Annotated in this window: 6 protein-coding genes and 3 pseudogenes; 6 read left to right on the top strand and 3 right to left on the bottom strand. The window is 60.3% G+C overall.

Annotated features, from left to right (window positions below; all coding sequences use genetic code 11):
* Positions 1 to 29 precede the first annotated feature (29 nt).
* Both L810_RS31005 and L810_RS47630 read right to left on the bottom strand, forming a co-directional pair.
* Positions 30 to 860 (bottom strand): annotated as a pseudogene (locus L810_RS31005) (ABC transporter ATP-binding protein); the annotation flags it as partial.
* 589 nt (positions 861 to 1,449) lie between these two features.
* Positions 1,450 to 1,719 carry a hypothetical protein gene (locus L810_RS47630; RefSeq protein WP_124626507.1) on the bottom strand — a complete coding sequence of 90 codons (270 nt, stop codon included), beginning with the start codon at positions 1,717 to 1,719 and terminating at the stop codon, positions 1,450 to 1,452.
* A gap of 27 nt (positions 1,720 to 1,746) precedes the next feature.
* Here L810_RS47630 and L810_RS31000 point away from each other — a divergent pair, with 27 nt between their 5' ends.
* From L810_RS31000 to L810_RS47620, 3 genes are all read left to right on the top strand, one after another.
* Positions 1,747 to 3,309: a tetratricopeptide repeat protein gene (locus L810_RS31000; protein WP_021162182.1), complete on the top strand. Its 1,563-nt coding sequence runs from the start codon at positions 1,747 to 1,749 to the stop codon at positions 3,307 to 3,309.
* A gap of 537 nt (positions 3,310 to 3,846) precedes the next feature.
* Positions 3,847 to 3,984 carry a hypothetical protein gene (locus L810_RS47625; RefSeq protein WP_155627520.1) on the top strand — a complete coding sequence of 46 codons (138 nt, stop codon included), beginning with the start codon at positions 3,847 to 3,849 and terminating at the stop codon, positions 3,982 to 3,984.
* A gap of 244 nt (positions 3,985 to 4,228) precedes the next feature.
* Positions 4,229 to 4,399, top strand: coding sequence for a hypothetical protein (locus tag L810_RS47620; protein ID WP_155627521.1), 171 nt, complete (start codon positions 4,229 to 4,231; stop codon positions 4,397 to 4,399).
* 89 nt (positions 4,400 to 4,488) lie between these two features.
* Here the strand turns inward: L810_RS47620 and L810_RS30995 are convergent, their stop codons facing one another.
* Positions 4,489 to 5,418 carry a response regulator transcription factor gene (locus tag L810_RS30995; RefSeq protein WP_257009005.1) on the bottom strand — a complete coding sequence of 310 codons (930 nt, stop codon included), beginning with the start codon at positions 5,416 to 5,418 and terminating at the stop codon, positions 4,489 to 4,491.
* A gap of 259 nt (positions 5,419 to 5,677) precedes the next feature.
* Between L810_RS30995 and L810_RS30990 the strand changes: the two genes are divergently transcribed.
* From L810_RS30990 to L810_RS45970, 3 genes and pseudogenes are all read left to right on the top strand, one after another.
* Complete coding sequence (locus L810_RS30990) at positions 5,678 to 5,986, top strand: H-NS histone family protein (protein WP_167562607.1); 309 nt, start codon at positions 5,678 to 5,680, stop codon at positions 5,984 to 5,986.
* A gap of 983 nt (positions 5,987 to 6,969) precedes the next feature.
* Positions 6,970 to 7,053 (top strand): annotated as a pseudogene (locus L810_RS49810) (ESPR domain-containing protein); the annotation flags it as partial.
* A 402-nt stretch (positions 7,054 to 7,455) separates the two neighbouring features.
* Positions 7,456 to 12,538: pseudogene (locus tag L810_RS45970) on the top strand (YadA family autotransporter adhesin); the annotation flags it as partial.

The following is a 12,538-nucleotide window of genomic DNA, read 5'->3' as shown; positions in this document are numbered from 1 at the left end:
CAACCGCCAACCGCCAACCGCCGCGCCGCTCAGCGCGCGTACGCCATCACCGCGCCATCCACCACCAGGGCGACACGTTCGCCCACGGCCGGACACCGGTGTCCCGGCACGCGTGCGCGCACGAGCACGTCGGGATCGGCATCGAGGCGCACGACCACGTCGGCATCCTGGCCCGCGAACTGCGCGGCTTCGACGCGCGCAGTATGGCCGCGCGCGGCGTCGGCCTGCGTGACCGGCACGATGCCGATCTGCTCGGGACGCAGCATCGCGTCGGCCGGCCCGTCGGGCAGCGGCGAGACGAGCGGCAGTTCGCCGAGCGCGCAGGCGATGCGCATGCTGCGCACGCGGCCGGCGAGCAGCACGGCTTGCCCGACGAACGACGCGACGTCGCGCGTGACCGGCTGCCGGTACAGCGTCTGCGGCGCGGCGGTTTGTACGAGGCGGCCGTGCCACATCACCGCCACTTCGTCGCCGAGCGTCATCGCCTCGGGCTGGTCGTGCGTGACGAGCACCGATGTCGCACCCGCCGCGGCGAGCGCATCCGCGACCGCGCCGCGCGTTTCGTGGCGCAGCGACGTGTCGAGCGCGGAGAACGGTTCGTCGAGGATCACGAGCGATGGTTCCGGCGCGAGCGCGCGGGCGAGCGCGACGCGCTGCTGCTGGCCGCCCGACAGTTGCTGCGGCGCGCGGCTCGCATACGATGCGGGCAGCCCGACCATCTCGAGCAGTTCGTCGACGCGATGATGGCGCCGCCGCGCCGCGCGCGGCAGCCCGAATGCGATGTTGTCGGCCACCGACAGATGCGGAAACAGCGCGCCTTCCTGCGGCACGTAGCCGATCCGGCGTGCCTCGGGCGGCAGGGCGTTTGGCGTGTTTAGTGCAGAAGTAAACCGTAAATATCGGCGTAATGAAAACGAATGCTTCGATGCGAAGCGATGGACCCGCGGGGCGGGGCACGGGAGGCATCCGGCTGGTGCCGGAGGGAGCGTGTCGGCGGACGGAAGCGGTGCCGTTACGGAAGTTTTTGTGTGATGGCGTCGATCGCAGGAACTCCGTGCTTTCCCGGTGTCCCAACGGGGCTGGATGAGATTCCTGGGCTGCGCGGGCCTGTCGGCCTGGTCCGCGGGTGCTCCTCGGGGTTTGCGTTGTTAAGGGATTATTTGTCGTATTCGTGCGGGTTCCGGCGGTTGATGTCGAGACTCGTTCAGATTCGGACGGCCCGTGTTGTCGAAGCAAGGCTTCCGGACGAGGCACGCTTCCGTCGTTGAGTCGATGGTTCGCATGATTTTGAATGACCGGTTCTCGCAGGCCGATGACGGTGATCGCCGAAGGCCGCAAATGCCTCCCTCCTTCTGGATGTGACAATCGTTCAAATCTCGCCGTGTGCGGACGCGTACCATCGTCAATGCTCTGTTACCGGAGCACTTCCCCTCGGATTTGACGCCAAGCTCACGCTTGGCCTTTTTTCTGATCGAGGTTTTTTGCGGGGCAGGTGTTTTCGGACGGCATCCGGTCACGACCGATCTCTGGATAACGTTTGTTCAATGACGGCTCGAGGTCTGGTTGAATTTTCAAACTGACACGTCGACGTTGGAAGGGCCCCCGGAAATCGCCGGTCTTCGACGCGCGCCCCATGCAACGTTGGCAAATCGGCATTGAGGCGGTAATGGATATCCAGCGTCCATCTTCCGGGTCCGAGCTGCGCTGCGGAACGTTCACTGCTTTGGACTGCTGATCGGGGTTGCGGTGGAATCGAATCTTGAAGATATCCAGTTGTGCTATGACAAGGCCATCGAGGCTTATAACGCTGGCCAGCCTGAACTCGCTCTTCGGCTGGTCGAAGACGTTCTGAAGGCGTACCCGTCGAGCGGTGATGTCCTGCATCTGAGAGGGCTGATCGCTCTGTCGTTGAATGAGGTTGAGGAGGCCGAGGACTGGTTCGAGCGGGCTATTGACGTGTCTCCCAACGCAATCTTCTACAACAGCCTGTGCGTGGCGCAAACACGATTGAAGGCATTTCCGCGGGCGGCAGCAAGCGCGCGAAGCGGTCTGGCATTTGCCGAGGATCATCAGCCGGATCTGGACACTTCGAAGCTGCTGTATAACTTGTTTAAGGCCTTGGATCTGGATGACAAGCCGGAAGACGCCCGCGATATTTGCCGACGCATGATCGAACGTTATCCAGCGCGTCCGGATGCTCATAGCAATCTGGGCGTGAGTTTCTACCAGTTAGGAAAAATCGATCTGGCGATCAATGCGTATCGTCAAGCAATCAAGTTGAATCCAAACCATCTCATAGCTCACGCCAATCTCGGATATGCATTGCTTTGCACCGGCGACTATGGGGAAGCGTGGCCACATTTCGAACACCGATGGGCAACCATTCGAGAGGGCGATTCGCCTTCAGGGATCAAGCCTCCTGCTATTTCGATCCGTCGGTGGCTGGGGCAAGCGCTACCGCCAGGTGAAAACCGCCTGCTCGTTTTTGCCGAGCAGGGCTTTGGCGATACGCTGCAATTTTGCAGATATCTCGAAATGGCCTTCGAACATTTCACGGCAGTTGGATTCATATGCCCGAAACCGCTGCGCCGGTTGCTGACCGATTCATTCTGCTCCCGGTGGCCGAATCTGACGCTGCTCGAAGACAAGCCATTCAACGCGCTTCGATGGGACTGGTATTGCCCGCTCCTGTCGATGCCCATGGCCTTCGGAACGCGAGTAGACAACATTCCCGCCAACTTGCCATATTTGCACGCTGATCGGCGACGGTCGCGAAAATGGTCATCGAAAGTGGCGACGTTGCAGCCGGGTACCTTGCCTCGCATCGGGGTGGTCTGGGCGGGAGGGCATTCGGCCATGGCCGAAGATCGACGGCGCAGTATCAACCTGGAGACGATGGGGCCATTGCTCGCGTGGCCTGGTGCGCACTGGATCAGTCTACAGAAGGCAGAAGACATTTCGAAAGCGTTGCCCCACGAGAAGTACCCACATGTGGTCGACTGGATGCACGAGGTGAGGGATTTTGCCGATACCGCGGCCCTCATCGACACACTGGATCTTGTCATTTCAGTCGACACTGCGGTCGCTCATCTTGCGGCAGCCATGGGCAAGCGCGTTTGGCTACTGAACCGATACTCGGGGTGCTGGCGCTGGTTCCGCAATCGTGAAGATAGTCCGTGGTATCCCGGCATGCGCATCTTTACCCAAACCACGCGCGGAAACTGGACCGAGGTAATCGAGCGCGTCTTGTCCGAACTGGAGTTCAACGCTACGGCTTTGTCGGCCGAGAGGGCGCATCGGCGCGACTAGTCGACCAAGTGGAGCAAGCGGAACCGTCTCTTGTGCCATTCCAGCGGGCGGTTTTCGGGGGAGGGGCAGGCGACCGTGCCGGGCGACGCGAACGCGTGAATCGTTGAGAGTCCGCTCCAATCTGATGATGCTTCGGTATCTCGGGTGAAGTCGGATTCCTGGAATATTACTTTGCATTCCTGATAGTTTGAGTGGCAAGAAATTGAAGCTGACCTATTCCCCGAAGATCAACGAAGAACCTCTTTACAGGCAACAAATGAGATCGCCGCCGATGCGTTCGGGGATCGTCGAAAGGCTCGGTTTGCCGTCGCGACTCGAGATAGCCAACGACCGATGCGCCTCGTCATGCCAACGGCAACTTCACCGCGATCCACGGCATCAAGGGCGTCGCGACCGTCACCAGGACGCATTCCATGGCCGGCCATCGGGCGATCGAATCGCGTCGAGCCTTTCGAGTGTGATTCGAGCGTCCATGCACGGTCGCCCGTGCGGCTCGATTGGCGCATTCGGTCAAACGATGCAGGGGGAGGCGCAGAAATGAATAAGGCAATGCTCGGAATGTGCGGACTTCTGATCTGCGGGCTTGTCGTGACGCTGGTGGTTGTCCTCGAAACGGCACCGAAACCGCGGGCGAAAATCACGCAGGTCGCGGCCAAGCCGGTGAAGGTGAGGTGAGGATGCGTGTCCTGTTGACATTGTGGGGGAGCGCGATTGCGCTGGCCGTCTGCGTGGCCTGGCTAGCCGATCGCCCCAAACATGGTGAGTTCATGCCCCTTGCGGCTCGACTGATTCAAGGTTCGACGAAGCCGATGACCAGGCCGCCGCGCGAGCAGGCTCGGTGACGGCGGTTCGTGCAGTCTCCCGTGCCGGTCACGATCGTACCGATGCCGGAAACGACGTTCCGATGTGAGGTTGAAAAATGCAACATTCCCTGTATCGAATTCTGAGCGTCACGGCGTTCGCCTGGAAATTGGCGGTACCCGCTGAGAGGGTAACCATCGGCAACGGCGCTTCGATCAACGATGCCGGCTGCCGTATCGTGCAACCAGCCCATGGTTTGCGCAGCGGTCAGGGTGACACCATTTCCTGACTGCAAGCCCTCGGTGTTCACCCGGCAGGAACGCAGCTTGATAGCCCCTCGGTCACGTAGGTTGTCTTTGGCGCGGGTAACGGCAGCCGCTATTCTGCATCGTACGTGAGGTTGGGATCGAGCAACTCCAGCCGATAACCGTGATTGTAGACAGCGCGAAGTCGAACACCGTTTTCGGGGCCGATTCGCAACTTCGATCGCACACGATAGATATGCGTATCGAGCGTTCGAGAAATATGGTCGCTATGGCGGCCCCATATCGACTTGATCAATGCTTCTCTTGGCATCGCGCGGCCACAGTTTTGAAACAGGGCGACGGCGACGTTGAATTCTCTCGATGTCAGTTTGATCGGCTCATCGCTCAGGAATGCGGTTTCGGTCACGAGATCCAGACGATAACGCCCAATGTTGATCGATGTTGGCGTTGCGTTCACTGGATAGGCACGCCGCAGGAGCGCGCGTACTCTTGCGATCAGTTCATGGCGACGAACGGGCTTGACCATATAGTCGTCGGCACCTGCATCGAGCGCAATGACAAGCTGCTCCTCGCGCACTCGATTCGTCAGGAACAACACGGGGAGATCTCTGCCCACCCGCGCACGAATCCAGGCGAGGACTTCCAGTCCGGAAATATCCGGCAGGTTCCAGTCGAGCACAACCAGATTGAAGTTGTCGGTTTCGAGGAGGCGTATGGCTTCCGCACCCCGCGTGGCGCCTCGGACATCGAACCCTTCGGCGATCAGGGAATCGCGGATGAACGCCGCCTGTGCTGGCTCGTCGTCAACGGCAAGAATCTTCATTGGCATCATTTTTATCGTGTCGTTTAAATCCGGGAATACCCTCGTGCATGGGGTGGTTTGGTGGCCGGATTTAACTGAAAGTAAATTGAAACAATATGCCTGGGCATCGTGCGCCTGGATGGCATGACTGATTTGCGAAATAGAGTGGCATTTTTTGGCTGTTTTTTTGTCAACTTTTATGAACGGAATAATTTCTAGGGCGTGATTGATTCGTGACAAATGTTGTCAATTTCGATTTGCCCTCCATATAGCATGCTTCATGTGGATTGATGAAGCGGGTGCGATTGCCTTTCAGGCGAATTTGCCGTCTGAATGGTTTGTATGACGAAATAGATGTGAGTCATTCGCCATTGATGGCGTTGAAGCATCCGGAAATATTTTGCGGATGATAGCGATGGACAGGGGAGTGGCGAGCGGTTACCAGATTGCCGTCTCGATCAGAGTCTATTTCCAAGAATGGCGAGACGTGATTATCTAAATGCGTAACCTGGAGTCGTATCGGCGGTATTTGGAGAGACGGGCGAAGCTGGAGTCGCGGATTGCCGAGGAGCGGCGAGCGGCTGCGGAGGAAATTTTGCTGGAGATCAGATATTGCGTCCGCGAGTTTGGTTTTTCTCCTGAGGATATTTTCGCGGTCGATGTCCTGCGTCGTGCGACCAAGCGGCGCCCCCGCTATTTCGATCCCGTTAGCGGAGCAACGTGGTCAGGGGTAGGTCGTGCGCCTGAATGGATTCGCGATAAAGATCGTAAGCAGTTTGAGATATCCAATTTCGAGCGTGAGGATTGAGGCATTTGATCTTTGCATTGAAGTGAAGGTCCGGTGTTTGGTGTGCCGAGGCGTTTCCGTGGCTTGCGAAATCGGATATCGGACTCTGTAACGCTGTCGATCGCCCGTATCAGGGGATACGGGCGCGGGTAGCGGCATCTGTTGATGCCGACGGTCGACAAGCTGCATCCGATCGCTGTTGTCGCGAAATTCGGCATGAGCGGTCAGTCGGTTTGCAATCGGGCCGCATGCTTTGAGGGGCGAGATGATCGCGGTGGCCGTGCGTACGGCCTCGATCGAAACGTCGACGCGTGAGCAAATCGCTTGCCACCTCTCGGTTGACTTCGATCCGTTGCGGTCGAGGTATTTCGATAAGCCGGGCGTAGCGCTCAACAGGGAGGGCTTGATGGTCAAACACACCAGGATGTTGCACAAAGAACGCGACAGACAGCTATGTGTCGCGCAGCAGGTCAGTCTCGACAAGTTATAGCGGGCCGTGCATGACGTCCCGATCCGCCGGTGTCGTCTCCACGAGGCTGGCTTTTGCGGATCGTCGTAGGTCAAGCGTAGCGGGTTCTCGGGAGGTTTGCGTCAAGAAATCGAACCGTACGAACTATCGACGCATTGTTCCTGGCGCTCCAGGCCAAGGCGCGAACGGATTGATCCGTGTCACTACTGTACGCACAACATCACCGGCCTCAACGTCGTCCGCTTCTTTGGCGATCTGCTCACGGAGCTTGATGAGAGTTCCAACCATGATCGCGATCGATCACGGTAATGACGAAACGGTGGGAATCTAGTCGATGCCACTTAATAAGTTTTCCTGAATTGTAAGTGTGGAAAAAGCACCTGGCCAAAAAGTTCGAGATCGTGCGACGACACTTGAAATATGGATGGTGACGCTCCACCCCACGAACCACGAGAGCCGTTGACGACAAGCAAGCCAATCCGATGATCGGCCGGGGCGTCAAATTCTAAAAAGTAATATCGGATACCTAATTACCATGAATAAAATTTATCGAAGCATATGGAATGAGGCGCTGGGTGTGTGGGTAGCAGCATCCGAGCTGACGAACGCGCGCGGTAAGGCTTCCAAGAGCATTTTCGAGCAGGGACGTATGAACTCGTCCGATCAGAGTGTATGCCGTGTGCCGACGATGCGGCTTGCGCATGGCGTGTTGGGATTTCTGGCTGTGGCAGGAATCTTGACCGTGGGCATGTTGCCCAACGAGGCGTGGGCGGGGGCGATTGAGAATTGTAATGGCACTCCTTCGTCCACGGCGTCTATTAGCGGTTCGAACATTAGTGTAACGAGCGTTAACGCTGTCAACGGTGAGGGGGCCTGCGCAAGCGGAACCTCGGGGGTAGTCATCTCGGAGAATCCGAGTGCCAACGGCGGTGTAACTGGCACCAATGCCTACATGTTGGTCGGGGGGACCGCAAATAACCCCACCGGTGCGATTACACTGTACGGCCCAAGCGGCATAACGCTGAACGCTGGTACGAGCGGCACTATTAACCTGAAAAACACGACGTCGCTGAACAACAACAAGATCACGAATTTGGCGCCGGGTACGAATCCGACCGATGCGGTGAACTTTTCCCAATTGACGTCGTTGTCGACGTCGACGTCGACGGGCCTGTCGTCGGCTGTTAGCTCGATTGCGTCGTTGTCAACGTCTACGTCTACCGGCCTCTCGTCGGCCAGCAGCTCGATCGGCTCGCTGTCCACGTCGACTTCGACCGGTTTGTCGTCGGCGAACAGTTCGATTGGCTCGCTGTCGACGTCAACCTCGACGGGCATCAGCTCGCTGTCGACCGGCCTGAGCTCGGCCAATAGCTCGGTGTCGTCGCTGTCGACTTCGACGTCGACCGGCTTGTCGTCGGCCAATAGCTCGATTTCTTCGCTGTCCACCTCGACGTCGACGGGCATCAGCTCGTTGTCGACCGGTTTGAGCTCGACCAATAGCTCGGTGTCGTCGCTGTCGACTTCCACGTCGACCGGCTTGTCGTCGGCGAATAGCTCAATCTCCTCGTTGTCCACCTCGACCTCGACGGGTCTGTCGTCCGCGAACAGCTCGATTACGTCGCTGTCGACCTCGACGTCGACTGGCTTGTCGTCGGCGAACAGCTTGATTTCTTCGTTGTCCACGTCGACCTCGACGGGGATCAGCTCGCTGTCGACCGGTCTGAGCTCGACCAATAGCTCGGTGTCATCGCTGTCGACTTCCACGTCGACTGGCTTGTCGTCGGCGAATAGCTCGATTTCCTCGCTGTCCACGTCGACCTCGACGGGTCTGTCGTCCGCGAACAGCTCGATCACCTCGCTGTCGACCTCGACGTCGACTGGTCTGTCGTCGGCGAACAGCTCGATTTCTTCGTTGTCCACGTCGACCTCGACGGGGATCAGCTCGCTGTCAACCGGTCTGAGCTCGACGGATAGCTCGGTGTCGTCGCTGTCGACTTCGACGTCGACGGGTTTGTCGTCGGCGAATAGCTCGATTTCCTCGCTGTCCACGTCGACCTCGACGGGTCTGTCGTCGGCCAACAGTTCGATCACGTCGCTGTCGACTTCCACGTCGACCGGCTTGTCGTCCGCCAACAGTTCGATCGTCTCGCTGTCCACCTCGACTTCAACGGGTTTGTCGTCGGCGAATAGCTCGATTTCTTCGCTGTCCACGTCGACCTCGACGGGCATCAGCTCGCTGTCGACCGGCCTGAGCTCGGCCAATAGCTCGGTGTCGTCGCTGTCGACCTCGACGTCGACCGGCTTGTCGTCGGCGAATAGCTCAATCTCCTCGTTGTCCACCTCGACGTCGACGGGTCTGTCGTCCGCGAACAGCTCGATTACGTCGCTGTCGACCTCAACGTCGACTGGCATGTCGTCGGCGAACAGCTCGATTTCTTCATTGTCCACGTCGACCTCGACGGGCATCAGCTCGCTGTCGACCGGTCTGAGCTCGACCAATAGCTCGGTGTCGTCGCTGTCGACTTCCACGTCGACGGGTCTGTCGTCGGCCAACAGCTCGATTTCTTCGCTGTCCACGTCGACCTCGACGGGGATCAACTCGTTGTCGACGGGCCTGAGCTCGACCGACAGCACGGTGTCGTCGCTGTCGACCTCGACGTCGACCGGCTTGTCATCGGCCAACAGTTCGATCTCTTCGCTGTCCACGTCGACTTCGACGGGCCTGTCATCGGCGAACAGCTCGATTACGTCGCTGTCGACCTCGACGTCGACCGGTCTGTCATCGGCGAACAGCTCGATTACGTCGCTGTCGACCTCGACGTCGACCGGTCTGTCGTCGGCGAACAGCTCGATCTCTTCGCTGTCCACCTCGACCTCGACGGGCATCAACTCGTTGTCGACGGGCCTGAGCTCGACGGATAGCACGGTGTCGTCGCTGTCGACCTCGACGTCGACGGGTCTGTCATCGGCCAACAGTTCGATCTCTTCGCTGTCCACGTCGACTTCGACGGGCCTGTCATCGGCGAACAGCTCGATTACGTCGCTGTCGACCTCGACGTCGACCGGTCTGTCGTCGGCCAACAGCTCGATTTCTTCGCTGTCCACCTCGACCTCGACGGGCATCAACTCGTTGTCGACGGGCCTGAGCTCGACGGATAGCTCGGTGTCGTCGCTGTCGACCTCGACGTCGACGGGTTTGTCATCGGCCACCAGCTCGATCTCCTCGCTGTCCACGTCGACCTCGACGGGTATCAGCTCGCTGTCGACCGGCCTGAGCTCGACCGACAGCACGGTGTCGTCGCTGTCGACTTCGACGTCGACGGGGCTGTCGTCGGCCAACAGCTCGATTTCTTCGCTGTCCACCTCGACTTCGACAGGCATCAACTCGCTGTCGACCGGCCTGAGTTCGACGGATAGCTCGGTGTCGTCGCTGTCGACTTCCACGTCGACGGGGCTGTCATCGGCCAACAGCTCGATCTCTTCGTTGTCCACGTCGACCTCGACGAGCATCAACTCGCTGTCGACGGGCTTGAGCTCGACCAATAGCTCGGTGTCGTCGCTGTCGACCTCGACGTCGACGGGGCTGTCGTCGGCCAACAGTTCGATTTCTTCGCTGTCCACCTCGACTTCGACGGGCATCAACTCGTTGTCGACGGGCCTGAGTTCGACCGACAGCACGGTGTCGTCGCTGTCGACTTCGACGTCGACCGGCTTGTCGTCGGCCAACAGCTCGATCTCTTCGCTGTCGACCTCGACCTCGACGGGCCTGTCATCGGTGAACAGTTCGATCACGTCGCTGTCGACCTCGACGTCGACGGGCCTGTCGTCGGCGAACAGTTCGATCTCCTCGTTGTCCACGTCGACCTCGACGGGTCTTTCGTCCGCGAACAGCTCGATCACGTCGCTGTCGACTTCGACGTCGACGGGCCTGTCGTCGGCGAACAGCTCGATCACGTCGCTGTCGACTTCGACGTCGACCGGCTTGTCGTCGGCGAACAGCTCGATCTCCTCGCTGTCCACGTCGACCTCGACGGGCATCAACTCGTTGTCGACCGGCCTGAGCTCGACGGATAGCACGGTGTCGTCGCTGTCGACCTCGACGTCGACGGGTTTGTCATCGGCCACCAGCTCGATCTCCTCGCTGTCCACGTCGACCTCGACGGGTATCAGCTCGCTGTCGACCGGCCTGAGCTCGACCGACAGCACGGTGTCGTCGCTGTCGACTTCGACGTCGACGGGGCTGTCGTCGGCCAACAGCTCGATTTCTTCGCTGTCCACCTCGACCTCGACGGGCATCAGCTCGTTGTCGACCGGCCTGAGCTCGACCAACAGCTCGGTGTCGTCCCTGTCGACCTCGACATCGACCGGCTTGTCATCGGCCATCAGCTCGATCTCCTCACTGTCCACGTCGACTTCGACCAGCATCGGCTCGCTGTCCACCGGCCTGAGCAGCACGAACAGCACGATCCTGTCGCTGTCCACGTCGACGTCGACGGGTATCGGCTCCTTGTCCACGGGTCTCAGTTCGACCAACAGTTCGATGACGTCGCTGTCCACGTCGACCTCGACCGCGATCGAAGCCGCGAAAACGCACTACTTCAGCGTCAACGATGGCGGTGCGCCGGGGGCGAACTACGCGAACAGCGCCGCGACGGGCCTCTACTCGTTGGCCGCCGGCGTCGGCGCCAGCGCGGCGGGCGCGAGCAGCGTCGCGGTCGGCAACGGCTCGAACGCACAATCGGACGGCTCGGTCGCGATCGGTCAAAGCGCGTCGGCAACAGGCGGCAAGGCCGTGTCGATCGGCTCCGGCAATACCGCGAGCGGCGACGGCGCGGTCGCGATCGGCGACCCGAGCGTCGCGACGGGTACCGGCGCAGTCGCGATGGGCGCGAACGACACGGCGACCGGTACCGGCGCAGTGGCGCTCGGCAACGCGAGCACGGCAACCGGCAACAGCGCGCTCGCACTCGGCAACTCGAGCCAGGCCAACGCGGACAACACGATCGCACTCGGCAACCAGGCCACGGCCAGCGCCATCGGCGCGCAGGCCTACGGCTCGGGCGCCACGGCCAGCGCCACCAATGCGCTCGCGTTCGGATCGAACGCCACCGCGAACGTCGCCAACTCGATCGCGCTCGGCGCGAACTCGGTCACCGGCAATGCGGTCGCGGTGGCGAGCGTCACGGTCGGCGGCGTCACGTATCCGGTCTTCGGCACCAGTCCGGTGGGCGTTCTGAGCGTCGGTGCGCCGGGCGCGGAACGCCAGATCACGAACGTCGCTGCCGGTCAGGTCTCGGCCACCAGCACGGACGCGATCAACGGCAGCCAGTTGAACGCGACGAACCAAGCGGTCAACAACCTGTCGACGTCGACCGCGACGAACGTCGCATCACTTTCGACGGGTATCAACTCGCTGTCGACGGGCCTGAGCTCGACCAATAGCAACGTGTCTGCGCTGTCCACCTCGACCTCAACCGCGATCAACGCGCTGTCGACATCGACGGCGGCCGGTCTCAGTTCACTGTCCACCGGCCTGAGCACGACGAACAACAGCGTGGCCTCGCTGTCGACTGGCGTGACGAACATCAACAACCAGTTGAGTCAGCTTTCCACGTTGATGACGACGAACACGACGAACACCGCCGGCGTCGCTGCCGACATGAATGGCACCGGCTCCGACAAACCGACCGTCACTGCCGGCTCGAACTCGGTGGCGATCGGCGCGAATTCGAACGACGGCGGTCGCTCGAACGTGGTGTCGGTCGGCAGCGACACGCAGCAGCGCCAGATCACGAACGTCGCGCCGGGTACGCAAGGCACCGACGCGGTGAACGTGAACCAGCTGACACAAGTGCAGACGACGCTGTCGACGGCACTGTCGGGCCAGCAGGCGCAGATCAACTCGCTGGGTTCGCAACTGCAGCAGACCGACCAGATGGCGAAGCAGGGTATCGCGGCCGTCGGCGCGATGGCGTCGATCCCGCAGCTCGATCGCGACGCCAACTTCGGGATGGGCGTGGGTACGTCGACCTTCCTCGGCCAGAAGGCGATGGCGGTCAACATGCAGGCGCGCATCACGGACAACCTGAAGGCGTCGATCAACG

It is taken from the genome of Burkholderia sp. AU4i (genome assembly GCF_000466765.1).
Classification (GTDB): Bacteria; Pseudomonadota; Gammaproteobacteria; order Burkholderiales; family Burkholderiaceae; genus Burkholderia; species Burkholderia cepacia.
Note: the sequence above shows the minus strand (reverse complement) of the source record. Positions and strands in the feature narration are given on the sequence as shown.